The organism is Alloalcanivorax balearicus MACL04 (assembly GCF_025532145.1).
Lineage (GTDB): Bacteria > Pseudomonadota > Gammaproteobacteria > Pseudomonadales > Alcanivoracaceae > Alloalcanivorax > Alloalcanivorax balearicus.
The window spans coordinates 123393-148598 of record NZ_ARXS01000003.1; the positions used below are offsets into that span (position 1 = coordinate 123393).

The window sequence follows — 25206 nt, forward strand, 5'->3', positions numbered from 1 at the left end:
CCGTAAAAGTATGGTGCGATGCTGTTTAGTGTCCGGCCCGGCTGGCCGGGGCAGCGCCGTTATGGCGCTGCCGTGGTGTCTGGTATGTGTTCTGTCTGGTGTTACGGCCAGCTACCGCGGGGCTTGCCGCGGCCCTGGTGCCGCTTTCACCGTCTTCTCCCGCTTTATTCTGGGACGTTCCGGTTTATCCGGACTGCGTCGTGGTGCCTGGATACCACTATATCTTGTGTGCCCGGGTGGGGCGGGTACCCAGCGGGAAAAACTGCCGCCGGCCCCGTGGCGCCGGCCTGCCACCGTCTTTCGCTATCTTCAGCTGTCTCCAAAGAATGGGAGCGGTGACATTTTACAAAACCCAATATATTGGGTTGCTGGTTCTGATTGGGTACAAGTTATAGTCGAGCGGGCGGATTTGCAAGATGCCGGCCTGGGGAAATCCTGTGGATAATGTGTGAACTTTTGTGAGTCTTTTCCGGCGCCGGAAATGACACTGGTAGTGAAGCGCCGCTATCCCATATATTGTGTCATCTTGCCGCCATCGTCATGGTTGCCGCCGCCGGGGTGTATGCGCTAAAAGAAGAATATCGCCACGCCACTGGGGGTGGGGCAGTTTGTACCGGGGTAACCCGGTCCCTTGTGAACAGAAACGGATAAGGATAACGACGGGATGACAACCGTGCAGGATAACCCGCCGACCATCATGATCGTCGAGGACGATGACCGCCTCGCCGACCTGACCCGAGAATACCTGGAATCCAACGGCCTCGCCGTTACCGTGGTGCGCGATGGGGAAGACGCGATCCGCCGGATCCGCGCCGAGCAACCGGATCTGGTGGTACTGGATCTGATGCTGCCGGGGGCGGACGGTCTGACGGTGTGCCGGGAAGTCAGGGGGGCGTACAAAAAGCCAATCCTGATGCTGACCGCCCGCACCGACGACATGGATCAGGTACTGGGGCTGGAGATGGGCGCCGACGATTACGTCGCCAAACCGGTCAAGCCGCGGGTATTGCTGGCGCGGATCCGCGCCCTGCTGCGGCGGGTGGAAACCGACAATGAGCGAGACAACTCACCGGCCCGCCTCGAATTCGGTGCTCTGGTGATCGACAACGCCGCCCGCGAAGTGACGCTGAGAGGCGAGTCGGTGGATCTCACCAGCGCCGAATACGATCTGCTCTGGTTGTTGGCCTCCAACGCTGGCACCGTGCTGTCCCGGGAGACCATCTTCGAGAAACTCCGCGGCATCCAGTACGATGGCCAGGACCGTTCCATCGACGTGCGCATTTCCCGGATCCGCCCGAAAGTCGGCGACGACCCGGAAAATCCCAAGCGCATCAAGACCGTGCGTTCCAAGGGCTACCTGTTCGTCAAGGAAATGAGTTCCGGTTGAAGACACCGTGCCCGCTTCCCCGCCGCGCCGTGACCGGCGTCGGCGGCGCGGGCGCGGCTGTTGGCGCCACTTGCCCGGGTTGACCGGAGAGGCCTCTTGAACAGCATTTTTGTGCGCATCTACGGTGGCATCCTGGTGGCCCTGCTGATCATCGGTGCCGCCACCTATGTCGGCGTTGATCTGATCAATCAGTACCGCGCCGGTCAGTATCGCGAGCGCATGGCGGAAGGGACTTTCTTTCTGCTCGGGGAGGGACTGCGGGAGCAATCCGGAGCCGACCGCGCCGAATGGCTGCGGGAGATGAGCCGTCGGCTTGGCGCCTCCCTGCGGATACACCCGGGGGCGGACCTCAGCCTGACCTACCGGGAGCGGTTGCACCTGGACGAAGGCCGGGTGGTGATCCGAGAACACCGGGAGTCCGAACGGATCACCGTGCTGTATCACGTTCCCGGCGGGGACGATTATCTGGTTACCAGTCTCGAACGTCTCTCCGAGCAGCAGGCGCGCCTCAAGGCGGTGGCGCCGGAGCAGCGGGCCCAGTCCCTGGCGCGGCTGGTGCCGTACTTCGGGTTTCCGCTGTCCCTGGCGGAGTGGGGAGAAGTTGGTCTCGACGAGGAACAGTACCAGCGCCTGGACCGCAACGAGATGGTGCTGCTGCTCACCGACAGCACGCGCCGGGACGCCACCCTCTACCTTTACGTGCCCATCCCACGGGACCACCGGGTGCTGGTGCTCGGGCCGATGACCCTGTTCGATCCGTTCCCCTGGGAATTACTGGTGATCGCCAGCTTGCTGGCCTTGTGTCTGGTGGCGTTGTCCACTTATCTCCAGGTCCGGCCGCTGCAAACCCGACTGCGCCATCTCGAGCGGGCGGTGAAACGGCTCGGCGGCGGCGATCTTACCGCCCACGCCGACGTTCGCGGCGGCGACTCCATCGGCCAACTGGCCGCCACCTTCAACGGCATGACCGCCCACATCCGCCGGTTGATCCATGCCCAACGGGAGATGACCCGGGCGGTCTCCCACGAACTGCGCACGCCGGTGGCGCGGCTGCGTTTCGGTCTGGAAATGCTGGCCGACAGCGAATCCGCCGAGGCCCGCCGGGAGCGACTGGATGCCCTGGACCGGGACATTGACCAGCTGGATCAGTTGATCGATGAGATTCTCACCTATGCGCGGCTGGAACAGGGCACGCCGACCATCGACTTCCAGCCGGTGTATCTGGTGGAAGTGTGCGAGCAGTTGCGAGGGGAACTGGACACGATTCGCGGGGATATCGTGATCGAGGTGGAAGGGGACCGGACCCTGGCCGTGGATGGCGACCCGCGCTACCTGCACCGTATCCTGCAGAATCTGGTCACCAACGCTCTACGCTACGCGCAGGCGCGCATCCTCATGACCATACGGCTGGAAGAAGGCGGCGAACGGGTGGTGCTGGAAGTGGACGACGACGGTTCGGGGATCCCCGAGCATCAACGCGAGCGGGTGTTCAAGCCCTTCGCCCGTCTGGACCAGTCCCGGCACCGCGCCAGCGGCGGCTACGGCCTGGGGCTGTCCATCGTCAAGCGCATTGTCGACTGGCACGGCGGCGAAGTAAGGGTGCTGGAAAGCGACTGGGGCGGCGCCCGTTTCCAGGTTATCCTGCCCCGCGAACAGCAGCGCCAGCATGTGCTGGGAAGATGAGAAGAGCAATTAACAGGGAATAGTGAACAGTTAACAGCGAAAAACAAAAGTCGACCAATACGTTTTCTGCAGGCATCTCCCACAGCGGTTAAAGATCACCTGTTTTTATCTTTCGCTGTTAACTGTTCACTATTAATTATTAACTGATTTCCGGGGTTCTCATGTACATCCTCGCCATCGACCAGGGCACCACCAGTTCCCGCGCCATTGTGTTTGATCGCGATGGGGCCGCGGTGGGGCAGGCGCAAAAGGAATTCAAGCAGCATTTCCCCCAGGACGGCTGGGTCGAGCACGACGCTCAGGAAATCTGGAATGATGTGCTGGCGTTGTGCCGGCAGGCGTTGCGCAACGCCGCGGTGGAGGCGGCGCAGCTGGCGGCCATCGGTATCACCAACCAGCGCGAGACCACGGTGCTGTGGGACCGTGCCACCGGTGAACCGGAGGCGCCCGCCATCGTCTGGCAGGACCGTCGTACCGCCGCCTTGTGCCAGCAATTGAAGGATCAGGGGCACGAGGACACCGTGCGCGAGCGCACCGGCTTGTTGCTTGACCCGTATTTCTCCGCCACCAAGCTGGCCTGGCTACTGGATACGGTGGAAGGGGCACGGGCGCGGGCCGAGGCCGGTGATCTGGCCTTCGGCACCATTGATTGCTGGCTGTTGTGGAAGCTCACCCGCGGCAAGGTGCATGCCACCGACGCCACCAATGCCTCGCGCACACTGTTGTTCAATATCCATGAGCAGCGCTGGGACGACACCCTGCTGAGCCTGTTCAACATTCCCGCCGCCCTGCTGCCGGAGGTGCGCGACAGCGCCGGTGATTTCGGGGTCACCGCGCCGGAGCTGCTGGGAGCGCCGGTGATGGTGGCGGGGATCGCCGGCGACCAGCAGGCGGCGTTGGTGGGACAGGCCTGTTTCCAGCCGGGCATGGTCAAGAGCACCTACGGCACCGGCTGCTTCATGATCATGAACACCGGCGCCGCGGTGACCTCGGAGAATCGCCTGCTGACCACGGTGGGTTATCGCCTCGGCGGCGAAACCACCTACGCGTTGGAAGGCTCCATCTTCGTCGCCGGCGCCGCCATCCAGTGGTTGCGCGACGGCCTCAATCTGATTTCCCACGCCAGTGAAACCGAGGCGCTGGCGCGTCGTGCCGGTTCCTCGCGCGGCGTCTATCTGGTACCGGCGTTCACCGGGCTGGGAGCGCCCTGGTGGGATCCTCATGCCCGCGGTGCCTTGCTGGGGCTGACCCGGGATACCGGTATCGCCGAGGTGGTCACCGCCGGTCTGGAGGCGGTTTGCTACCAGTCCCGGGACCTCCTGGAGGCGATGGCGGCGGACTGCCGGCGGCGGCCCACCACCTTGCGGGTGGATGGCGGCATGGTGGTGAACAACTGGCTCAGCCAGACCCTGGCGGATGTGCTGGGGATCCAGGTGGACCGCCCGGACGTGACCGAAACCACGGCTTTGGGCGCCGCCTATCTGGCCGGGCTCGGGTGCGGCTGGTACAGCGATCTGGCCCATGTGGGTGATCACTGGCGTTGCGAGCGCTCCTTCCTGCCGTCGCTGGCGGAGGACGAACGCGAACGGCGCTACCAGGGCTGGCAGGCAGCGGTGCGCCGGGTGATGTGAGATGCGCCGGGTGATGTGGGATGCCCCCTGGGTGATGTGACTTTCTTTTACACAGGCGGCATGGGCCGCCTCACCGGGTTTCAGTATCATTTCCGGGCTGCTCTAGGAAAATAGCCTGATGCCTGTTGCCGATACTGCCCCTGCGTGGCTCCGGTAAACCCGGCTCCGGCTCCGGAACAGCGTTCGGCGTGTGGTGCATAGGCCCCCGCCTGCCATCATTCGGGGACCCGGCGCATGCAGCAAAGAATCTCGCGGGGATATGACAAACAGGAATTCCAGCGGCTGTCCCTGGCGGCGTTGCTGGGCGCCGGCGCTCACACTCTGGTGTGCTGGCTGGCGTTGCAATGGGGCTTTTTCGCCCTGTCCCCGGAGGCGTTCTTCCTCACCTTCCTGGCGCTCTGGTTCGGCCATCTGGTGGTCTGGAGCCTGGCCTGCCTGACCCTTCGCAATGGTGGTGACGTCCGCCGTTTTATCGAGCCGGTGCTGGTGTGGAGCACGGTGGCGTTGCTGGTCAGCGCCTTGTTCCTCAGTGATCACCGCCTGCTGGTCATGGTGTTCTTTCTCGCTGTGCTGCAAATCGGAGTGTTCCGTGTTGGCCGCTGGCAATTGCTGCGCCTGGCATTGCTCGGCGTGGGCGGTTACGCGCTGGTGTTGCTGGAACTGCAAAGCAGTGCGCCGCACGCCTTCAACGCCATGGTGGAGTGGCAACACTGGCTGCTGTTCACCCTGGCGGTGGTGCTGATGATGTTGCTGGCGCTGGAGATCGTCGGCATCCGCCGTCGCATCGACGGCCGCAACGAAGCCTTGCAGCAAATGGCGCGGCAGGTCCGTGATCTGGCGATCCGCGATGAGCTGACCGGCCTGTACGGCCGCCGCCACGCCATGGAGCTGCTGACCAAGGCCTGTGGCCAGGCCCGTCGTGGTGCCTATCTGCTGGCGGTGGTGTTCGTCGACCTGGATCATTTCAAAACCATCAACGACCGATATGGCCACCTGACTGGTGACCGTGTCCTGATCCGTTTCGCCGATTTGCTGCGCCGCCATCTGCAACCGCCGGCGCTGGCGGCGCGGATGGGGGGCGAGGAGTTCTTGTTGATTCTGCCGGTCAGTCACCGGGAGCAGGCCCGGGAGCTGGTGGAGCGGATACTGGCGGAACTGCGTGAAGAGGGCTTCGAGGGCCAGCCGGACTTGAGTGTGACCGCTTCCGCCGGCCTTGCCTTGGCCGGCACCGGGGAAGAGGCGGAACAGGTGCTGGCCCGCGCCGACCGGCTGCTGTATCAGGCCAAGCAGGCCGGCCGTGATCGCTTGCTGGAGGAAGCGTGATGAAGCCGGACTGGCAGCCGTTGGGGCGCCTGACAGTGAACGAGCGCCGCCTGCTGCGGGTGCATGGTCGCTCGGTGGTGGCGGTGGCGCTGTTTTATTCGGCGGTGGCGACGGTGCTGTGGAAACTGGGGCACAGCCGCGTCGACGGAGAGGTGCTGGCGTGCGCGCTGGCGCTGCTATGGAGTCTCATGCTGCCTTACCTGGCGATGATCGAGCGCGGTCTGACCCGGGCCTGGCAGGAGCCGACGCTGTCGTTTCCGGCCGGGATCGTTCTGGCCGCCATGCTGTTGCTGACGGCGGTACACACCACGGACGGGCGCCTCGCCGTGATGTTGCTGTATTTCCCGCTGCTGTTGCTGCTGTCGTTCCGGTTGGAGCCAAGAGCTCTGAGTCTGTTGTCCGTGGTGGTCAGTGCGGCTTACGGGCTGGCGTTGCTCGGTCTTTATCAGCATCGGGATGAACATTTGGAGCTGGCGTCGGCGCTGCTGCAGTGGCTGGCTTTCGTGGCGGTGAGCGCTTGCTTCACCATTACCGGGGGCGGCGTCAATGCGTTGCGTCGGACCCTCGGCCGACACAATCGGGAACTGGCGCGGATGGTGCGGCAAAGCCGGGAACTGGCGATTCGCGACGATCTGACCGGGCTGTTCAACCGCCGTCATATCGTGGAAGTGCTGGATTATCAGAAGAGTCTGGCGGACCGCCATCATTATCCGTTCGCGGTGTGTTACCTGGACATGGATCACTTCAAGGCGATCAACGATCACTACGGCCATCAATGGGGCGACCAGGTGCTGCGCGCCTTCGCCGACCACGCCGCCGCCCTGTTGCGCGAGGGGGACTACCTGGCACGGCTCGGCGGTGAGGAGTTCCTGATGGTGTTGCCGCAAAGCAATGAGGCCGGCGCCCTGCGTGTGGTTGAACGCCTGCGCCAGCAGTGGGCCAACGCCGGTTTCGACCACATGGGCGGGCCGGCCACGGTGACGCTGTCCGCCGGTGTCGCCGGCTATCAGCCGGGGGAAACCGTGGAAACCTTGCTGGCCCGCGCCGATCACGGCCTCTACCTGGCCAAGAGCCATGGTCGCAATCAGGTGCGGACGGGGTAGGCGCGGCCATGGCCTTGCTATGGAGCCGCAGTTGAGTTGACAGTTGATAGTGGACAGTTAACAGCGAAACAAAGCAGCCCGTGGTTCTTTAGCCGCTGTGGGAGCTTGCCCGCAAGCGAATGCCCAATACCGGAGGCCGTATTCGCCAGCAGGCTGGCTCCCACAGCGGCTTCGTCGCCCTCTCTGAATTCGTGTTCCCGGCACCTGCCGATAGGGCATTGCGGGAATTCACAAGCCAGAGCGTCAGACTCTCCTGCAATTATGGGACAGCCGTGGTTCACGGACCGCGATCTTCCCGGGCGTCCGGCGCTAGTCTTCGTCCTGAAGCGGGAAGGCCACCAGGACCGTGGGCGCCATGGTCACTGGCATCATCTCGCCGGGGCGTGCTGGTGGTTCCCGGCCGCTGGTCTGGCACAACAAGGTGCCGCCGTCCGGCAAACGTAACCGGTGCAGAACCGTGGGACCGGTGAACAGGCTCTTTTCCACGGTCAGCGGCGTGCCCTGGGGATCCGGCAACAGGTCATCCGGCCGCAACAGCACGTCCACCTCGGTGCCGGCCGGCCAGGGCAGGGGGCCGTCACGCAGTTCTCCCAGCACAGTGCCAACCGCGCCGGCGGCGGTGACGGTGCCGCGCAGGAAGGTGCCGTAGCCGGCGAATTCCGCCACGAAACGGCTGCGCGGAGCGTGATAGATGCGATGAGGGCTGTCCCACTGGGCCAGGGTTCCGGCCTGCATGACGCCGACCTGGTCGGCGAGCAGAAACGCCTCTTCCTGATCGTGAGTGACCATTAGCGCCGCCACTTGCTCCTGGCGCAGGATATCACCCAGTTCCTCGGCCAGGGCCCGGCGCAGATCCAGGTCGAGGCTGGCGAAAGGTTCGTCCAGTAACAGCAGGCGCGGGCGCGGCGCCAGGGAGCGGGCCAGGGCCACCCGCTGTTGCTGACCGCCGGACAATTCGTGGGGATAGCGCTGATCCAGCCCTTCCAGGCGTACCCGGCGCAGGCACTGGGCGACCCGTTCGCGGCGTTGCTCCGCTGTCTCCCGGCGCAGAGCGAAAGCCACGTTCTCGGCCACGGTCAAATGGGGGAACAGGGCGTGTTCCTGGAACACCATACCGAGCCGCCGGCGTTCCGGGGCCAGCTGATAGCCGGGACGGGCCACTTCCTCGCCGCCGATATGAATGCGACCGGCCTGGATCGGTTCCAGCCCGGCCACCGCTCTCAGGGTGGTGGTCTTGCCGCAGCCGCTGGGTCCCAGCAGACAGGCGATCCGGCCTTCCTCCAGGGTGAAACTGACGCCGTTCACGGCGCGGTATTCACCATACTGGCAGGCCAGATCGGTAACGGTCAGCAGGGGCTGGGACATGGGCCGCAATGTTGTCAGTGTTGGCCGTGGAGCAGGAATTCCAACAGCGCCTTCTGCGCGTGCAGACGGTTTTCCGCTTCGTCCCAGACCACGGAGCGCGGGTCGTCGAGCATGTCGTGGCTGATTTCCTCGCCACGGTGGGCGGGCAGGCAGTGCATGAACAGCGCCTGCTCGTCGGCCAGGTCCATCAGCGCCGGGGTCACCTGATAAGGGGCGAAATGCCGGGCCCGCTCCTGCTGTTCCTGCTCCTGGCCCATGGAGGCCCAGACATCGGTGGTGACCAGATGAGCGCCGGCCACCGCTTCGCGCGGGTCGCGCACCACAGACACTCGCCCGGCGTTGTCCGCCATCAGGGCGGCGTCGGGTTCAAAGCCTTCCGGGCAGGCCACCACCAGTTGGAAATCGAACTGGCGGGCGGCGTTGATGTAGCTGTTGCACATGTTGTTGCCGTCGCCGACCCAGACCACCTTGCGGCCCTTGATCTCGCCCCGATGCTCCACGTAGGTCTGCATGTCGGCCAGCAACTGGCAGGGGTGGAAATCGTCGGTGAGGGCATTGATCACCGGTACCCGGGAATGTTGCGCGAAGGTTTCCACGGTGCGGTGATCAAAAGTACGGATCATCACCGCGTCCACCATGCGCGAGAGCACCCGGGCGGAATCCTCCACCGGTTCGCCACGGCCCAGCTGGGTGTCGCGGGAAGACAGGAAAATACTGGCGCCGCCGAATTGGGTCATGGCCACTTCGAAGGACACCCGGGTGCGGGTGGAGGACTTTTCAAAGATCATGCCCAGGGTTTTGCCGCGCAACGGCTCATGGAACTGGCCGGTGCGCTGCATGGTTTTCAGCTCCACCGCCCGTTGGATCAGATAACCCAGTTCTTCCGGGGTCAGGTCCAGCAAAGTCAGAAAGTGGCGGGTCATGAGGCCTCCTGCTCATCGGCATAGCGGTGGATCACGGTGCTCAGGGTGTGGACCAGTTGATCGCGCTCCGCGTCGCTGATAATCAACGGCGGCAGCAAGCGGATCACCGAGCCGGCGGTGACATTGATCAACAGCCCGGCTTCGCGGGCCCGGTCCACCAGCTCGCCGCAGGGACGATCCAGTTGAATACCCACCATCATGCCCCGGCCACGGACCTCCTGGACCAGAGACAGACCGGACAGCGCCTCGCGCAGTTGCGCGCGCAGGGCCTCGCCCTTGTCGGCGACCTGTTCCAGCACACCGTCCTGCAACGTATCGATGACCGCCAGTGCCACTGCGCAGCCCAGTGGGTTGCCGCCGAAAGTGCTGCCGTGATTACCGGGCCCGAACAGATCGCTGGCCGCGCCGCTGACCAGGCAGGCGCCAATCGGGAAGCCGTTACCCAGCCCCTTGGCGGTGGTGAGCACGTCGGGGCGGACCTGTTCCGCCTGGCAGGCGAAATAGGTGCCGGTGCGGCCGTTGCCGGTCTGGATCTCGTCGAGCATCAACAGCCAGCCGCGCTGATCGCAGAGTTCGCGCAGCTTTTGCAGATAGCCGGGGCTGGCCGCGTTGACGCCGCCTTCGCCCTGGACCGGTTCCACCAGCACCGCCACGACATTGTCATCGGCGGCCTCGTGGACCGCATCAAGGTCGTTGTAGGGCAAACGGCGGAAGCCTTCCAGCAGCGGTCCGAAGCCTTCCTGGACTTTCTGGTTGGCGGTGGCGGACAGTGTTGCCATGGTGCGGCCATGGAAGCTGCCTTCCATCACCAGCACCACCGGCTTTTCCACACCGCGGCGGCGGCCATGCAGCCGCGCCAGCTTGATCGCGGCCTCGTTGGCCTCGGCGCCGGAGTTGCCGAAGAACACTTTGTCCATGCCGGCCAGCTGGCACAGTCGCTCGGCCAGTCGTTCCTGAACGGGAATACGATACAGGTTGGAGGTGTGCATCAGGCGTTCGCTCTGCTCGCGAAGCGCCTGGACCACCGCCGGATGGCAGTGACCGAGATTACACACGGCGACACCGGACACCGCGTCCAGATACGCCTTGCCTTGTTCATCGTACAACCATACCCCCTGGCCGCGGACGAAAGCGATGGGCTGCCGCGCGTAGGTGGGGATCAGGAACTGCTCGCTCATGATATTAGGGTCCGTGAAAATAAAAACGGCAGCCGAGGCTGCCAGTGGACCAACGATAATACTCACGCTTGAAGGGCGGCGCAACGCGCGGGCCCTGGGGCGTCCGGCCTGTGGCATACTGCCTGTTCACTCATCGCCGACCCGATAATGTCCATGAACCCGGTACAATTGAGTATCTTCGCCAACCGCCTGGCCGGCATCTGTGACGAGATGGGGGCGCTGCTGCGGGCCAGCGCGCTGTCACCGAACATCAAGGATCGCCTGGATCTGTCCTGCGCGCTGTTCGACGCCGCCGGCCAGCTCTGCGCCCAGGCCGCCCATATACCGGTGCATCTGGGTTCCATGGCCTACGCCATGGCCGATCTGGTGGGGCAGCGGGACTGGGCCGCTGGCGACCTGCTGGTGGTCAACGACCCTTACCTGGGCGGCACCCATCTGCCGGACGTCACCGTGGTGGCGCCGGTGCTGGTGGCCGGTGAACTCATCGGTTTCGCCGTTACCCGTGCTCATCACGCCAACATCGGCGCCCATTCGCCGGGATCCATGCCGGTGTCCCGGACGCTGGAAGAAGAAGGCCTGGTGATCGCGCCGCAGTGGCTGAAGCGGCGCGGTGAATGGCAGGTGCCACTATGCCGGCGACTGGCCGGGCTGGACGGTCCGGGTCCGCTGCCAGTGGATGTGCCCCGGTTCGCCGACTTCGCCGCCCAGGCCAGCAGTTGCCTGGCCGGTGCCCATCGTTTGGCGGAACTGGCCGGGGAGCGGGGCACGGAGTGGGTGGCGGCGGCGATGGGCGAGCTGAACCGTTATGGCGAGCGGCGTATGCGTCAGCGCCTGGCGGCGCTGCGTGACGGCGTTTATCGCTTCCACGACTGGATGGATGACGATGGCCAGGGCCATCGCGACATTGCCATTGCCGTGACGTTGACGGTGGACGGCGAACGGGCCCATCTGGACTTCAGTGACAGCGCCGGCCAGGTCGACGGCAACATCAATTGCCCGCTGTCGGTGGCGGCGGCCGCGGCTTATTACTGTTTCCGCTGTCTGTTGCCTGATGACGCGCCGTCCTGCGCCGGGCTGTTCCGTCCGATCACTCTGGAAGCGCCCGAGGGCAGTCTGGTCAACGCCCGCCGGCCCGGCGCGGTGGCCGCCGGCAATGTGGAAACCAGCTCCCGTATCGTTGACGTGGTGCTGGGGGCGCTGGCCCAGGCGGAGCCTGAAGCAATCCCCGCCGCCAGCCAGGGCACCATGAACAACCTGGCCATGGGGGAGGGCGGCGAACGGCCCTGGGATTATTACGAGACCATGGCCGGCGGCACCGGCGGGCATGCCCTGGGGCCGGGGCTGTCGGCGGTGCACAGCCATATGACCAATACCCTGAATACGCCCATCGAAAGCCTGGAAGAGCACTATCCGCTGCGCGTCTGGCGGTACCGGCTGCGGCGCGGCAGCGGTGGCGAAGGCCATCACCGTGGCGGCGATGGCATCGAGCGGGAACTGGAATTCCTGGCAGCGGCCCGTTTCACCCTGCTCACTGAACGCCGTCACCATCGGCCCTGGGGGCTGGCCGGTGGCGCTGCCGGGGCGGCAGGGGAGAACCGGCTCAACGGTGAGCTGCTGCCGGCCAAGGTGAGTGCTCACGCTAAATCCGGAGACCGGCTGTTGCTGGCCTCTCCCGGCGGCGGTGGCCATGGCCCGGAGGATGACCACCAGAGACGGCGGTAACAAGAGCGTCACAAAAGGTAAAGTGACTTCGCTGTAAATGCGAATTGTTTTCATTATTCTTCCTGCCTCTTTACAAAGCTGACAAAGTTGCGGGAACGACAATATGCAAATTCGTACTCTTTTCTGGGGCGCGGCGCTAACGCCGGCCCTGGTGCTTGCCGAAACCGAGTCCCACCGGCTGCCGGCGGTGGACATCATCGGCTCCTCCGCCGACGCTTTCAGTCTGTCGGGCTCCGCCTACGTATTGAGCAACGAGGATCTGGAAAAGAAAGAGTACACGGACGTACATCGCATGCTGCAGGATGCTCCCGGCGTTTACCTGCAAGAGGAGGACGGCTACGGATTGCGCCCGAATATCGGTATTCGCGGTGCCGCCAGCGGCCGTTCCGAACGGGTGTCGCTGATGGAGGACGGTGTGCTGATGGCGCCGGCGCCCTACGCGGCCCCGGCGGCGTATTATTTTCCCAGCGCCGGCCGCTTTCACGGTATCGAGGTGCTGAAAGGGCCGGGCACCCTGCGCTATGGCCCCTTTACCGTCGGCGGGGCGATCAACTTCCTGTCCACGCCGATTCCCGACTCCCCGGCTGGCATGGTGCAACTGGAAACCGGTGAGAATGGCCACCAGCGTGGCCATGCCTGGTATGGCGCCACGCATGGACAATGGGGCTTCCTGTTGGAAACCCACCAGCAAAGCAGCGACGGATTCAAGGATGTGGACCGCTCCGACCGCGATACCGGTTTCGACAAGCGTGATTATATCGCCAAGCTGCGCTGGACCAGCCCGGCGGAGGCGTCGCTGCAGCAGGCGCTGGAACTCAAGCTGTCCCATTCCAGTGAAGTTTCCAACGAAACCTACCTGGGCCTCAGCGATGGCGATTTTCACGATGACCCCAACCGGCGCTACGGACTCAGCGCCCTGGATCAGATGGACAACGATCACGATGGCATCGCCCTGCGCCATCATCTGGTGCTCGGCGACCGCACCCAACTGCAGTCGGTGATTTACCGCAATGAATTCCAGCGTGACTGGTTCAAGGTCAGCGGTGCCGGTGGCCGCAGTCTGGGCGGCCTGATCGATGACGCCAACGGCGGCGACGCCGATGCCCGGGCCATCCTGGACGGCAGCCAGGACGTGTCCGACGTGACGGTGAAACACAATAACCGGGAATACACCGCCAAGGGGGTCCAGAGCGAGCTGGCCCACGCCTTCACCACCGCCGCTCTGGAGCATGAGATGGTGGTGGGCGCGCGTTTCCATCAGGACGAGGTGGATCGTTATCAGCCGGTGGAGGTGTTCTCGCAGACCAACGGCGTGCTGGTGCCCAGCGGCTACGTGGCGCCCACCGGCGGTGATAACCGGGTGGAAGAGGCTGATGCCTGGTCGGCCTGGCTGGTGGACAAGATCTACATCGGCAAATTGATTCTGACCGGCTCGTTGCGTTATGAGGATATCCAGTCCAAAGCCCGCCGCTACGGCGATCCGGGGCGCGATACCGTGAGCCGGCGCGACAGCAACGACGTCAGCGAGGTGCTGGCCGGATTAGGCGTCACCTATCTGCTGAGCGATCAGTGGTCCTTGCTGGCTGGCGTGCATCAGGGGTTCGCCCCGGCGGGCGCTTCCGCCACTGATGGCACCGACCCGGAAAAAAGCGTGAACTACGAGGCCGGTGCCCGCTACTGGGGCGAGCGTGTGAACGTGGACGTCATCGGTTTCTACAGTGATTACGAGAACACGCTGCAAAACTGCTCGCTGGCCTATCCCTGCGATCTGGCCGGCGGCGGCAGCCAGGACTCCGGCTCGGTGAGCTTTGGTGAGTCCCGCGTATACGGGCTGGAACTGGCGGCCGGCAGCACACTCTGGCGGGCGGCCAATGGCCTGACCGTGCCGCTGCGGCTGGCTTACACCTACACTCGCGGCAAGATCACCCAATCCTCCGAGTCCAGCGATGCCGCGGTGGAAAGCGGAGACCGCCTGCCGTATCTGCCGGAGCATCAGGCCAGTCTGACAGTGGGGTTGGAGCAGCCGGCCCAGTGGGGCGGTTATCTGACCACCCGGTACGTGGAGGGGATGTGCGTCACCGGCGCCTGCGACAACGGGCTGGAGCGTACCGATGATCTGTTGGTGGTGGATCTGACGGCGTCCTACTATCTCACCAGCGCGGTGGAGGTCTACGGCAAAGTGGACAACCTGTTCGATGAGCAGAAAATCGTCGCCCGCAGCCCGGATGGTGCCCGCCCGAACCTGCCGCGTACCGCCGCGCTTGGCATTCGCGCCCATTTCTGAGCGACCTCGGGTACCGGGCTTGAAAGGGCCCGGTACCATCCCCACCCTCTGCCCACGGCGCCGGAAGTGCTACACTGACCGGTAACTTCAATCAGCCACCCAGCCAGGTAGTCTTTTATGGACGATGTGCTTCAGGTCATCAAAGACCAGATAGCCCAAAACCCGGTGCTGCTCTACATGAAAGGCACCCCGCAGTTTCCCCAGTGCGGCTTCTCCGCCCAGGTAGTGGAAGCGATGACCAAGGTGAACAAGCCGTTCGCCTACGTGAACATCCTGGAAGCCCCGGAAATCCGTGAGTCGCTCAAGGAATACGCCAACTGGCCGACCTATCCGCAATTGTGGGTCAGTGGCGAGCTGGTCGGCGGCTGCGACATCATCATGGAGATGTTCCGCTCCGGGCAGCTGCAAACGCTGGTCGAGAGCGCCGCGGCGGAAAGCGACGCCGAATAGACTTCGGATGCGACGAGAACGCACCGGCACACCCGCCGTTCACGGCGGGTTTTCCCTTGTGATTTAACTGGAGAGAAAACGAGATGGGCGTATTGGTAGGTAAACCCGCACCCGACTTCACCGTTCCCGCGGTATTGGGCGATGGCAGCATCGTCGACGAGTTCACCCTGTCCGAGGCGATCAAGGGCAAATATGGTCTGGTGTTCTTTTACCCGCTGGACTTCACCTTCGTCTGCCCGTCCGAGCTGATCGCTCTGGATCACCGCATGGACGCGTTCAAGGAGCGCGGCGTGGAAGTGATCGGTGTCTCCATCGACAGCCATTTCACCCACAACGCCTGGCGTAACACCCCGGTGAACGACGGCGGTATTGGCGCGGTGAAATACACCCTGGCCGCCGACATGAATCACCAGATCGCCCAGGCCTACGATGTCGAATCCGAGGGCGGCATGGCGTTCCGTGGTGCTTTCCTGATCGACAACAACGGCGTGGTGCGCAGCCAGATCGTCAACGATCTGCCGCTGGGCCGTAACATCGACGAGCTGGTGCGTCTGGTGGACGCCATCCAGTTCCACGAAGAGCACGGTGAAGTGTGTCCGGCCGGTTGGCAGAAAGGGGACTCGGGCATGAAGGACAGCCCGGAAGGCGTGGCCTCCTATCTGTCCCAGAACGCCGACAAGCTGTAAAAGCGTAGCGCGCCGGACGTTTGGCGCGGGAAGCTGAAACCTGCGCGGCCCGTGGGCCGCTCCTACAATCCGTGGGAGTGGCCCACGGGCCGCGATGGTTTCCGGATGCCGGTACCCTGCCCGGTGCCCCTCAGTCCAGTTCCCGCACCAGGGTCGGCGGCATCTTGGCGGGCGGCGGCGGCGGCCAGCCGCCCAGATCGCGGAAGCGATTGACCATGGAGCAGAACAGCTCGGCGGTGCGGGTGGCGTCGTACAGGGCCGAATGCGCCTCGCGCTGGCTGAAGCGGATGCCGGCCGCCTCGCAGGCCTTGGCCAGTACCGTCTGACCGTAGACCAGACCGGCCAGGGCGGCGGTATCGAAGCTGGAAAACGGGTGGAACGGGTTGCGTTTGACGTCGTTGCGCTCGGAAGCGGCGTTAAGGAACCCCTGGTCGAAGAAGCTGTTGTGTCCCACCAGCACCGCCCGGTTACAGCCGTTCTGCTTCACCGCCTTGCGTACCGGATCGAAGATTCCGCTGAGCGCGATGTCCTCGGCCACCGCGCCGCGCAACGGGTTACTCGGGTCGATGCCGGTGAAATCCAGGGCCGCCTGCTCGATGTTGGCACCGGGGAACGGGTCCACGTGGAAGTGAATGCGGGTGGCTGGACGCAGGTAGCCCCCGGAGTCCATTTCCAGCAAAACCGCCGCGATTTCCAGCAGGGCGTCGTGGCGCGCGTCAAAGCCGCCGGTCTCCACGTCCACCACGACGGGCAAAAAGCCCCGGAAGCGCAAGGCAAGGGAAGGGTGTTTCTCGCTCATGGGGTCTCCGTACAAAGCGTGCCCATGCTACGGGGCCAGATATCCCCGCACAAGGCCGCCGGCCCAGGGCTGAAGGGGCATTCTACACAAAACCGGGCGACAGGACGTTGCTCCCGGGGACAGGTGACGGCGACGGACGGTGGCGGGTACAATACGCGGTCTTTCGTTCACTGCCATCGTCCGGCCAGGCCGGCGGTGCGCGTCCATCGTGTGGAGCTTTGCATGTCCGGCATCAAGAAAGTGGTATTGGCCTATTCCGGTGGCCTGGATACTTCGGTGATCGTCAAATGGTTGCAGGAAACCTACCAGTGTGAGGTGGTGACCTTTACCGCCGATATCGGCCAGGGTGAGGAAGTGGAGCCGGCCCGCGCCAAGGCCCAGGCCATGGGCGTGAAGGAAATCTACATCGAGGATCTGCGCGAGGAGTTCGTGCGCGACTACGTGTTCCCGATGTTCCGCGCCAACACCATCTATGAAGGCGAGTACCTGCTGGGCACCTCCATCGCGCGCCCGCTGATCGCCAAGCGTCTGGTGGAAATCGCCGAGGAAACCGGCGCCGACGCCATCTCCCACGGCGCCACCGGCAAGGGCAACGACCAGGTCCGCTTCGAGCTGGGTGCCTACGCGCTCAAGCCCGGCATCCAGGTGATCGCGCCGTGGCGGGAATGGGAGCTGAATTCCCGCGAGAAATTGATGGCCTTCTGCGAGGACCACGAGATTCCGGTGGATTTCACCAGCAAGAAGAAGAAATCCCCGTACTCCATGGACGCCAACCTGCTGCACATCTCCTATGAGGGCGGCAATCTGGAAGATCCGTGGTGGGAAGCCGAGGAAGACATGTGGCGCTGGAGCGTGAGCCCGGAAAACGCCCCGGATCAGCCCACCTACATCACCTTGACCTACGAGAAGGGTGATATCGTCGCCATCGACGGCGAGCGTCTGAGCCCGGCGGAGGTGCTGGCCAGGCTGAACAAACTGGGCGGTGACAACGGCGTTGGCCGTCTCGACATCGTCGAGAACCGCTATGTCGGCATGAAGTCCCGGGGCTGCTACGAAACCCCCGGCGGCACTATCATGCTGCCGGCCCACCGCGCCATCGAATCCTTGACCCTGGATCGCGAGTCCGCGCATCTGAAGGATTCGGTGATGCCCAAGTACGCCGAACTGCTCTACAACGGCTACTGGTGGAGCCCGGAACGTCTGGCGTTGCAGAAGCTGATCGACGCTACCCAGGAACACGTCAACGGTGAAGTGCGGGTCAAACTGTATAAGGGCCATGTGGCCGTGGTTGGCCGCCGCTCCGACAACGACAGCTTGTTTGACGCCTCCATTGCCACTTTCGAGGACGATGCCGGCGCTTACAATCAGAAGGACGCCGAGGGCTTCATCAAGCTCAATGCCTTGCGTTTGCGCATCGCCGCCAAGAACGGTCGCAAATTGTCGTAACCGGGCCGTCATCAACGGCCTGTAAAAAGCAGATCGCGGCCCGTGGGCCGCTCCTACCGTTGGTGGTCGATGCCAGTGTAGGAGCGGCCCACGGGCCGTGATCGTTTGAGAAGACGTCGCGCGCGCTTCTGTGTAGTCTGCGCAGAGAAGTGGTGAGGGTTCAGGATGAAGAAATCCGTCGTTGGCTGGCGGGAGTGGGCCAGCCTGCCGCAGCTGGGTATTCAGGCGATCAAGGTCAAGGTGGACACCGGTGCGCGCACTTCGGCGTTGCACGCCTTCAGTGTCGAGCACTTTCAGCGTGATGGCGGTGATTGGGTACGTTTTCTTATTCATCCGTTCCAGCATTCCGACGATGTTCGCGAGTGCGAAGCGCCGGTGCTGGAGTACAGGGTGGTGTCGGATTCCGGTGGTCACCGTGAACGGCGCCCGGTGATCGTCACCGAAATGGTGATGGGCGGGCAACGGTGGCCGATCGAGGTGACCCTCACGGATCGTGACACCATGAAATTTCGCATGTTGCTGGGACGCACCGCCATGAAGCGCGTCATGGTGGATCCCCGGTCTTCTTTCTTACTCGGTGGTAATGAGCGTCAGCCATGAAAATCGCCATTCTTTCCCGTAACAAGCAGTTGTATTCCACGCACCGTCTGTTGGAGGCGGGCAGGGAAGCCGGCCATGAGATGCACGTCATCGATACGCTGCGCTGTTATATGAGCATGGTCTCGCACAAGCCGGAGATTCATTTCAAAGGTGAAGTGCTGGAAGGCTTTGACGCCGTGATCCCCCGGATCGGTGCCTCCATCACCCAGTACGGTACCGCGGTGCTGCGTCAGTTCGAGATGATGGGTGTGTTCCCGGTGAACGAATCGGTGGCTATTTCCCGCTCCCGGGACAAGCTGCGCTCCCTGCAGTTGTTGTCACGCAAGGGCGTGGGGTTGCCGGTGACCGGGTTTGCCCACTCCCCGGATGATATTCCCGACCTGATCAGCATGGTCGGCGGCGCGCCGCTGGTGATCAAAATGCTGGAAGGCACCCAGGGCATCGGCGTGGTGCTGGCGGAGACGGTAAAGGCGGCGGAATCGGTGATCGAGGCCTTCATGGGGCTGAACGTTTCGGTGATGGTGCAGGAGTACATCAAGGAAGCCGGCGGTGCCGATATTCGTTGTTTCGTGGTGGGTGGCAAGGTGATCGCGGCGATGAAGCGGCAGGCGAAAGCCGGCGAGTTCCGCTCCAATCTCCATCGTGGCGGCACCGCCAGCCTGATCCGCATTACTCCGGAAGAACGTGCCACCGCGGTTCGTGCCGCCCGCATCATGGGATTGAACGTGGCCGGCGTGGATATCCTGCGTTCCAATCATGGTCCGCTGGTAATGGAAGTGAATTCCTCGCCGGGCCTGGAGGGGATTGAATCGGCCACCGGCAAGGATGTGGCGGGCATGGTGATCCGCTTCCTGGAAAAGGATGCGCGGCCTTTTCGCACCCAGACCAAGGGGGCGAAGGGATGAAAGAGAGTTAACAGTTAATAGTGAATAGTGAACAGCGAAAGGCAAAAACCAAGGGCGAAGACCACTGGCTGATCCGGTGCGGGTAGTTGATGAAAAACAGTAATACCAAAAACCCTAAAGAACCAAAAGCGGCGCCGTTTCAGTTGAACGGTATCACCGTGGCGCCGGGGACTCGCGCCAAGGTGGAGTTGCCGCTGGCGCAGCTTTACACACAGACGCCGTTGAACGTGCCGATCCATGTCATTCACGGCCGTCACCCCGGGCCGGTGCTGATGGTGAGCGCGGCCATTCACGGTGATGAACTCAACGGCGTGGAAATCATCCGCCGCCTGCTGCGCCATTCCTCCTTGCGCCGTCTTAATGGCACCTTGCTGGCGGTGCCGGTGGTCAATGTGTTTGGTTTCATTCACAAAACCCGTTATTTGCCCGACCGCCGGGACCTCAACCGCTGCTTTCCCGGTTCGGAGACCGGTAGCCTGGGTGCCCGCATGGCCTGGCAGTTCAAGACCCAGGTGCTGGATCGCGCCACCCACGCGGTGGATCTGCACACCGGTGCCATCCATCGTGCCAATTTGCCGCAGATCCGCGCCGACCTGTCCAATCACGCCACCGCCGAGATGGCCAGCGCGTTCGGCGTGCCGGTGGTGATCAACTCGGTGCTGGGCGAGGGCACTTTGCGGGAAGTGGCGGAGGCCCAGGGTATTCCGGTGATCACCTACGAAGCCGGCGAAGCGCTGCGCTTCGAGGAAGGCTGTATCCGCGCCGGGGTGCGAGGCGTGCTCAATGTCATGCACCATCTGGGCATGACCGGTTCGCGCAAGACCCGGGCGCCGCTGGAGCCCCATATCGCTCGCTCCTCCAGTTGGGTCCGCGCGGATCGCGATGGCGTGTTCCTGCCGCTGGTGGCGCTCGGCGCCTGGCTGAAGAAAGGCCAACTGATCGGCCGCATCTCCAGCCCGTTTGGCGGTGACGATGTGTCGATCCATTCCCCCTGTGCCGGCATTCTGGTGGGCCGCAATAATCTGCCATTGGTGAACGAGGGCGAGGCGCTTTATCACATCGCCCGCTTCGATGAGGTGCAGGAAGTGGCGCAGAATCTGGAGGTGTTTACCTCCGACATCGAACACGGCCCCACCCTGGCGGGGGAACCGCCCATCGTTTAGCGTTGCCGCTTTCGCTATTCTTTGTCCCACTGATTGTGATTGGGAGACACCATGCCTGTGCCTTCACCCCGGGTCCTGTACCGGGGGCTGCGGAACCTGTTGCGTTTTCTTGCTCGTCCGGTGCGCCGCGCCGAGGGGCGGGGAGCGCGGGTGATTCAATGCTATCGGGGCTATGGTTCGCGTCAGGAGCTGTTTCTCATCGGTCGCGTGTTTCGCCAGCCGGGCCTGGGGCTGGACCTGGCGGAGGGGCCGCTCAACGATCTGGTTAACGTGGGGCGGCGCACGGTGCGCTGGGGTATCGGCGGAGCGCGGGTGCGAGTGCGTGCTCTGGGCTCCCGGGACGAAGTGAAAACCGACGGCGATGGCTACTTCACCGTGCGTCTGCCGATTCAGGACACTCTGCCCGCCGAATCGTCCTGGCAGACCGTGCGGCTGACGCTGTTGCCTGAGCGGGACAATGACGAGCCGGCCAACGCGGACGCGAAAGTGTACATTCCGCCCGCGGATGTGGATCTGGCGGTGGTCAGCGATATCGACGATACCGTGATGTTCACCGGCGTCGCCAACAAGCTGTGGATGTTGTACCGGTTGTTCGTGGAAAAGGCCCGTCATCGCACCGCCTTCCCCGGCGTCTCCGCTTTGTACCGCGCCTTGTTTCAGGGCCTCGATGGTGAGCGGCGCCGGCCCATGTTGTATGTGTCCCGGGCGCCCTGGACCCTCTATGAAATGCTGTCGGAATTTTTTCACCTCAACCGCATTCCCCATGGCCCGATTCTGTTCCTGCGTGAATGGGGGCTGACGCTGCAGCGGCCCTGGCCGCGCCGCGCCAAGGATCACAAGGCGTTGCTGATCCGGCGCATGATGGCGTTGTATCAGCAACTGCCGTTTGTGCTGATCGGCGACAGCGGCCAGCGCGATCCGGAAGTGTACGCACAGATCGTCGCCGAGCACCCGGGGCGGGTGAAGGCGATCTACATTCGCCATGTCCATCAGAGTCCGTCCCGGGACCGTGAGATTCACCGGCTGGCGCGTCAGGTATCGGCCCAGGGCTGTGAAATGATTCTGGCTCGCAACAGCCTGGAGATGGCCAGCCACGCCCATCGTCTGGGGCTGATCAGCGACGCCGGCCTGCAAGAAGTCCGTGCCGACAGTCAGCGCCGGCAACAGGACTAGGCCGACCAGCCAGCCGGCACGGTGACTCTCCCTCCGTTTGCTACAAGCTCCCGCAGATCATGCTACGAAGCCGCTGTGGGAAGCGGCCTTGGCCGCGAATGCCCCCGGGCCGTTGGCCATTCGCTTGCAAGCAAGCTTCCCACAGCAGTCTTGACTCCTTCGCGCAAATATTCAACGCTTGATGAGTTTTTATTCATCGGATGATGAATAAGACTGCCGGCCGGGCATCGTGTTGCGCGCCGGTCTGGAAACACCACCGAAAAACAACAACGACAATCAGGAGAACAACAATGACCAGAAGACCAATGCGGTCCCTGATGATCGCGTTCCTGACCCTGACGGCCGCCGCCATCCCGGCGTTGGCCTGCGCCGGTGCCTGGCAGAACAACCTGTCGCTGGGCGGCTTCAACAAGGTGCATCTCTATACCCCGGACAGTGATTCGCTGGTGGGCAACGGCAAGGCGCTGCTGATCGTGCTGCATGGCTGCACCCAGTCCATTGATGCCTATAAAACCGCCAATCTGGAAGTGGCCGCGGAAGAGTACGGCATGGTGGTGGCGGTGCCGGATGCCATGAACAAGGCGGGTTTTAGTTGCTGGTCCTACTGGCAGGGCAGCAAGTCCCGGTCCGCCGGTGACTATAAGAACCTGATCAACCTGGCCAATACCCTGTCCGGCGACGCCGCTCGCGGCATTGATCCGAATCAGGTGTACATCGCCGGGCTGTCCTCCGGCGCGGCTTTCGCCAATACCACCGCCTGTTTGGCACCGGATGTGTTCGCCGGGGTCGGGGTCAGCGCCGGCCCCAGTGTCGGTACCAGCTCCAGTGGTGCTATCGGGACCTGTGAGCAGGCGGACGTGGAAAGCCGCTGCCGCAACCTCGGTGGCAGTTATCAAAGCGCCTTCGACACCCAGATCGCTTCGATCGCCCATGGTGACGCCGATACCACCGTGGACACCTGCTATAACCGGCAAAACGCGGAAGGCATGGCGGCGCTGTACGGTGTCAGCGAGGTTCCTGGCAGCACCGTGATCAGCGCCGATGGCGGCAGCGCCGAGGAATTCCTGTGGCAGGATGGCCGTGTCTCCATGCTCTGGTTTCACGGCCTGGATCACTCCTGGTCCGGCGGTCAGGGTGCCTCCGGCAGCTATGTCAGCGGTGCCAGCATCAATTACGCCCGCTATCTCGGTGGTTTCTTCGCCGGGCACAATGCGCGGATCGACCGTAACCGGGTTCCGACCCTGGTCCAGGTGGATGTCACCGCCAGCGCGGACCGGATTCAGGTCAGCGGGCAGGCCAGCGATGAGGACGGCTCGGTCAGTGGCGTATCCATCGTCATTGAGGGGGTGAACGGAGGCGGCATGACCCTTTCCGCCGCCACCGACAACGAGGGCTATTTCCAGGCCACCAGCGATCCGCTGGCGGATGGCCTGTACACCGTGGCGGTGACCGCCACCGATGACGATGGCGGTGAAAGCGAACCGGCCATCCGTACCGTGCGGGTGGGGCCGGAACCGCCTGCCAGTGCTCCGGTACTCAGTGACATCGCGGTGAGCGTGGATGGGCAGTGCGCGACGATCAGTGGCCAGGTGGTGGACGACAATCAGGATCTGGCCGGGGTGACGGTGACCTTCGCCAGCGGAGCGCTGGCGGCGGAGATCGAGGGTATGCGCTATAGCGCCCGGGCCTGCGATTTGCCGGGCGGTCCCCAGAACGCCACGGTAACCGCCGAGGACGAAGGCGGGCTGAGCAGCAGCGATCAGATCGACTTCGTTATCGACGCCGGCCAGGTGGCGACCCTGGATCAGCACATCAGCGCCGGACGGCTGGACTACACCAATTACGCCGATTGCTATCTGGAATACGGCGCGGAGGCGTTCAAGCTGAACGAAGCAACGGTCAGTGGCCAATGCCAGTGGCAGGATGATGATGCCAGCTGCGCGGGACCGGTACAGGCCTGTTCCGGATCCGGCGGTGGCGGCGACCCGGAGCCGCAGCCGGGCGACGAGTGCCAGGCTCAGTCCACTTACAACTACTACCACAAGGTGGCGGGGCGGGCTTACAGCACCGGCAATTACTATGCGCCGGACTACTTCGCCCAGGGCAGTGATGAACCGATGGCCGGTTCCACCTGGGGGGTGACCGCGTTGTACAGCGAGGATGGCGGTAACGTCTGGCGGCTGGGGGTGTGTCCCTGAAGTGAGACTGACGCCGGGAAAAGCCGGCGGTTGTTGAACCCGGGGGGCTTGCGTACTATCCGTCCATGACGACCAAGCCCCCCAAGTCCGCGAAATCCCCCGCCAGAAAGAAAGCCGTGGGCCGCCCGCGTTCCCGCGATGGTGGGGGCAACCGTGACACGCTGATTCTGGACGCCGCCGAGCGTTTGTTCGCCTACCACGGCTATGACGCCGTCACGTTACGGGCGGTGGCCGGCGAAGCCGATGTCGATCTGGCGCTGATCGGCTATTACTTTGGCGCCAAGCAGAAGCTGTTCGATACCGTCTTCCAGCGCCGCGCGCGCATTCTCAACGAAGACCGTCTGGCGGCGCTGGCTTCGGCCCGCGCCGAATGCGATCCGATACCGCTGGAAAGGATCATCGAAGCGTATCTGCGGCCGCTGGAAATGGCTCAGGAAAGCGAGGATCAGGGGTGGCGTAACTATTGCGCGCTGCTGGCCTACGTGAACACCTCGCCGGTATGGGGGCCGGTACTGATGAGCCGCCATTTCGACGGTCCCATGGAAGCCTTCGTGGAAGCGTTGGCGGCGGCCCTGCCACGGGCGGAGCGCGCCGATCTGTACTGGTGCTACCACTTCATGTCCGGTGCCATGTCACTGACGTTCGCCAACACCGGCCGTATCAACGTCATGTCCGGCGGCCTGTGCCGCTCCGACGACTTCCAGACCGCCTACGACCGCATGATCCCGTTCGTGGTGGCGGGATTCGAACGGGTGTGCGGTCCGCTGAGGTGAGCGCCGGATTCAGTCCTTCTTGTCCACCGCGCCGCCGGCTTCGCGCCAGGCCTTGAAGCCGCCTTCGATGTCACACACCGGGCCAAAGCCCATCTCCACCAACTGCTGGGTGGCCAGGGCGGAACGGTGGCCCAGGGCGCAAAACAGGACGAAACGCTGGCCGGTATCGAAAGCCTCCTTGTGATAGGGGGAATCCGGGTCGACCCAGAATTCCAGCATGCCGCGCGGGCAGTGCAGGGCGCCGGGCACGGTGCCTTCGCGTTGCAGTTCGCGCACGTCACGCAAATCGACGAAGCGGGTGTCGGGATCGTCAAGCAGCGCCACCGCGTCCTCCGCCGTCAGGGATTCGATGCGGGCCTTGGCCCGCCGTACCAGTTCGTCACTGCTCAGGGTCAGTGTTGTCATCATTCTCTC

General features: G+C 63.7%; 21 protein-coding genes. 16 read left to right on the top strand and 5 right to left on the bottom strand.

Going from position 1 to position 25206, the window contains the following annotated elements:
- The first annotated feature begins 664 nt into the window (after positions 1-664).
- From MA04_RS04020 to MA04_RS04040, 5 genes are all read left to right on the top strand, one after another.
- Positions 665-1387 carry a response regulator gene (locus MA04_RS04020; protein ID WP_014995605.1) on the top strand — a complete coding sequence of 241 codons (723 nt, stop codon included), beginning with the start codon at positions 665-667 and terminating at the stop codon, positions 1385-1387.
- A 96-nt stretch (positions 1388-1483) separates the two neighbouring features.
- A complete protein-coding gene (locus MA04_RS04025; RefSeq protein WP_262459542.1) occupies positions 1484-3070 on the top strand; it encodes an ATP-binding protein in 1587 nt (528 codons plus the stop codon).
- Positions 3071-3231: 161 nt separating this feature from the next.
- The gene (gene glpK / locus MA04_RS04030) at positions 3232-4701 is read left to right on the top strand and encodes a glycerol kinase GlpK (protein WP_262459544.1); all 1470 of its coding nucleotides are present in this window, start codon (positions 3232-3234) and stop codon (positions 4699-4701) included.
- Between the two features lie 234 nt (positions 4702-4935).
- Entirely contained in the window at positions 4936-6024 is a 1089-nt protein-coding gene (locus MA04_RS04035; protein WP_262459545.1) for a GGDEF domain-containing protein, read from the top strand.
- On the top strand, positions 6024-7127 hold the full coding sequence (locus tag MA04_RS04040) for a GGDEF domain-containing protein (RefSeq protein ID WP_262459608.1): 1104 nt from the start codon (positions 6024-6026) through the stop codon (positions 7125-7127). Before MA04_RS04035 ends, MA04_RS04040 begins: the two co-directional genes overlap by 1 nt.
- A 309-nt stretch (positions 7128-7436) precedes the next feature.
- Here MA04_RS04040 and MA04_RS04045 read toward each other — a convergent pair whose 3' ends face one another.
- Genes MA04_RS04045 through MA04_RS04055 form a run of 3 tightly spaced genes read right to left on the bottom strand, consistent with a single transcriptional unit; the run spans position 7437 to position 10593 of the window.
- Complete coding sequence (locus MA04_RS04045) at positions 7437-8492, bottom strand: ABC transporter ATP-binding protein (RefSeq protein WP_262459546.1); 1056 nt, start codon at positions 8490-8492, stop codon at positions 7437-7439.
- Between the two features lie 14 nt (positions 8493-8506).
- Positions 8507-9415: an ornithine carbamoyltransferase gene (gene argF, locus MA04_RS04050; protein WP_163127179.1), complete on the bottom strand. Its 909-nt coding sequence runs from the start codon at positions 9413-9415 to the stop codon at positions 8507-8509.
- Positions 9412-10593, bottom strand: a complete 1182-nt coding sequence (locus MA04_RS04055; RefSeq protein ID WP_262459547.1) for an acetylornithine transaminase — start codon at positions 10591-10593, stop codon at positions 9412-9414. Before MA04_RS04055 ends, argF begins: the two co-directional genes overlap by 4 nt.
- Before the next feature lie 153 nt (positions 10594-10746).
- Here MA04_RS04055 and MA04_RS04060 point away from each other — a divergent pair, with 153 nt between their 5' ends.
- From MA04_RS04060 to MA04_RS04075, 4 genes are all read left to right on the top strand, one after another.
- Complete coding sequence (locus MA04_RS04060; protein ID WP_262459548.1) at positions 10747-12315, top strand: hydantoinase B/oxoprolinase family protein; 1569 nt, start codon at positions 10747-10749, stop codon at positions 12313-12315.
- 103 nt (positions 12316-12418) lie between these two features.
- Entirely contained in the window at positions 12419-14599 is a 2181-nt protein-coding gene (locus MA04_RS04065) for a TonB-dependent receptor family protein (protein WP_262459549.1), read from the top strand.
- Positions 14600-14716: 117 nt separating this feature from the next.
- Positions 14717-15049 carry a Grx4 family monothiol glutaredoxin gene (grxD, locus tag MA04_RS04070; RefSeq protein ID WP_262459550.1) on the top strand — a complete coding sequence of 111 codons (333 nt, stop codon included), beginning with the start codon at positions 14717-14719 and terminating at the stop codon, positions 15047-15049.
- 83 nt (positions 15050-15132) lie between these two features.
- Entirely contained in the window at positions 15133-15735 is a 603-nt protein-coding gene (locus MA04_RS04075) for a peroxiredoxin (protein WP_163127184.1), read from the top strand.
- Between the two features lie 130 nt (positions 15736-15865).
- On the opposite strand, the gene rnt is transcribed toward MA04_RS04075, so the two are convergent.
- A complete protein-coding gene (gene rnt / locus MA04_RS04080) occupies positions 15866-16534 on the bottom strand; it encodes a ribonuclease T (protein WP_014995593.1) in 669 nt (222 codons plus the stop codon).
- 222 nt (positions 16535-16756) lie between these two features.
- Between rnt and MA04_RS04085 the strand changes: the two genes are divergently transcribed.
- From MA04_RS04085 to MA04_RS04115, 7 genes are all read left to right on the top strand, one after another.
- A complete protein-coding gene (locus MA04_RS04085; RefSeq protein WP_163127185.1) occupies positions 16757-17980 on the top strand; it encodes an argininosuccinate synthase in 1224 nt (407 codons plus the stop codon).
- Positions 17981-18145: 165 nt separating this feature from the next.
- A complete protein-coding gene (locus MA04_RS04090) occupies positions 18146-18580 on the top strand; it encodes an ATP-dependent zinc protease family protein (RefSeq protein WP_163127186.1) in 435 nt (144 codons plus the stop codon).
- Entirely contained in the window at positions 18577-19485 is a 909-nt protein-coding gene (rimK, locus tag MA04_RS04095) for a 30S ribosomal protein S6--L-glutamate ligase (protein WP_262459551.1), read from the top strand. Before MA04_RS04090 ends, rimK begins: the two co-directional genes overlap by 4 nt.
- An 89-nt stretch (positions 19486-19574) precedes the next feature.
- Positions 19575-20648, top strand: a complete 1074-nt coding sequence (locus MA04_RS04100) for a succinylglutamate desuccinylase/aspartoacylase family protein (protein ID WP_262459552.1) — start codon at positions 19575-19577, stop codon at positions 20646-20648.
- 51 nt (positions 20649-20699) lie between these two features.
- Positions 20700-21821: an App1 family protein gene (locus MA04_RS04105; protein ID WP_262459553.1), complete on the top strand. Its 1122-nt coding sequence runs from the start codon at positions 20700-20702 to the stop codon at positions 21819-21821.
- Positions 21822-22111: 290 nt separating this feature from the next.
- Positions 22112-24019 carry an extracellular catalytic domain type 1 short-chain-length polyhydroxyalkanoate depolymerase gene (locus MA04_RS04110; protein WP_262459554.1) on the top strand — a complete coding sequence of 636 codons (1908 nt, stop codon included), beginning with the start codon at positions 22112-22114 and terminating at the stop codon, positions 24017-24019.
- A gap of 65 nt (positions 24020-24084) precedes the next feature.
- Positions 24085-24792 (top strand): TetR/AcrR family transcriptional regulator, encoded by a 708-nt coding sequence (locus MA04_RS04115; RefSeq protein ID WP_262459555.1) that lies wholly within the window; start codon positions 24085-24087, stop codon positions 24790-24792.
- A 9-nt stretch (positions 24793-24801) separates the two neighbouring features.
- Here MA04_RS04115 and MA04_RS04120 read toward each other — a convergent pair whose 3' ends face one another.
- Positions 24802-25200, bottom strand: a complete 399-nt coding sequence (locus MA04_RS04120) for a rhodanese-like domain-containing protein (RefSeq protein WP_163127190.1) — start codon at positions 25198-25200, stop codon at positions 24802-24804.
- Between the last annotated feature and the right edge of the window lie 6 nt (positions 25201-25206).

What these genes read in the sequence shown, in the direction of transcription:
- MA04_RS04020 (WP_014995605.1), top strand. Translation starts at nt 665, where the DNA reads ATGACAACCGTGCAGGATAACCCGCCGACCATCATGATCGTCGAGGAC.
- glpK (WP_262459544.1), top strand. Translation starts at nt 3,232, where the DNA reads ATGTACATCCTCGCCATCGACCAGGGCACCACCAGTTCCCGCGCCATT.
- MA04_RS04035 (WP_262459545.1), top strand. Translation starts at nt 4,936, where the DNA reads ATGCAGCAAAGAATCTCGCGGGGATATGACAAACAGGAATTCCAGCGG.
- MA04_RS04040 (WP_262459608.1), top strand. Translation starts at nt 6,024, where the DNA reads ATGAAGCCGGACTGGCAGCCGTTGGGGCGCCTGACAGTGAACGAGCGC.
- MA04_RS04045 (WP_262459546.1), bottom strand. Translation starts at nt 8,492, where the DNA reads ATGTCCCAGCCCCTGCTGACCGTTACCGATCTGGCCTGCCAGTATGGT.
- argF (WP_163127179.1), bottom strand. Translation starts at nt 9,415, where the DNA reads ATGACCCGCCACTTTCTGACTTTGCTGGACCTGACCCCGGAAGAACTG.
- MA04_RS04055 (WP_262459547.1), bottom strand. Translation starts at nt 10,593, where the DNA reads ATGAGCGAGCAGTTCCTGATCCCCACCTACGCGCGGCAGCCCATCGCT.
- MA04_RS04060 (WP_262459548.1), top strand. Translation starts at nt 10,747, where the DNA reads ATGAACCCGGTACAATTGAGTATCTTCGCCAACCGCCTGGCCGGCATC.
- MA04_RS04065 (WP_262459549.1), top strand. Translation starts at nt 12,419, where the DNA reads ATGCAAATTCGTACTCTTTTCTGGGGCGCGGCGCTAACGCCGGCCCTG.
- grxD (WP_262459550.1), top strand. Translation starts at nt 14,717, where the DNA reads ATGGACGATGTGCTTCAGGTCATCAAAGACCAGATAGCCCAAAACCCG.
- MA04_RS04075 (WP_163127184.1), top strand. Translation starts at nt 15,133, where the DNA reads ATGGGCGTATTGGTAGGTAAACCCGCACCCGACTTCACCGTTCCCGCG.
- rnt (WP_014995593.1), bottom strand. Translation starts at nt 16,534, where the DNA reads ATGAGCGAGAAACACCCTTCCCTTGCCTTGCGCTTCCGGGGCTTTTTG.
- MA04_RS04085 (WP_163127185.1), top strand. Translation starts at nt 16,757, where the DNA reads ATGTCCGGCATCAAGAAAGTGGTATTGGCCTATTCCGGTGGCCTGGAT.
- MA04_RS04090 (WP_163127186.1), top strand. Translation starts at nt 18,146, where the DNA reads ATGAAGAAATCCGTCGTTGGCTGGCGGGAGTGGGCCAGCCTGCCGCAG.
- rimK (WP_262459551.1), top strand. Translation starts at nt 18,577, where the DNA reads ATGAAAATCGCCATTCTTTCCCGTAACAAGCAGTTGTATTCCACGCAC.
- MA04_RS04100 (WP_262459552.1), top strand. Translation starts at nt 19,575, where the DNA reads ATGAAAAACAGTAATACCAAAAACCCTAAAGAACCAAAAGCGGCGCCG.
- MA04_RS04105 (WP_262459553.1), top strand. Translation starts at nt 20,700, where the DNA reads ATGCCTGTGCCTTCACCCCGGGTCCTGTACCGGGGGCTGCGGAACCTG.
- MA04_RS04110 (WP_262459554.1), top strand. Translation starts at nt 22,112, where the DNA reads ATGACCAGAAGACCAATGCGGTCCCTGATGATCGCGTTCCTGACCCTG.
- MA04_RS04115 (WP_262459555.1), top strand. Translation starts at nt 24,085, where the DNA reads ATGACGACCAAGCCCCCCAAGTCCGCGAAATCCCCCGCCAGAAAGAAA.
- MA04_RS04120 (WP_163127190.1), bottom strand. Translation starts at nt 25,200, where the DNA reads ATGATGACAACACTGACCCTGAGCAGTGACGAACTGGTACGGCGGGCC.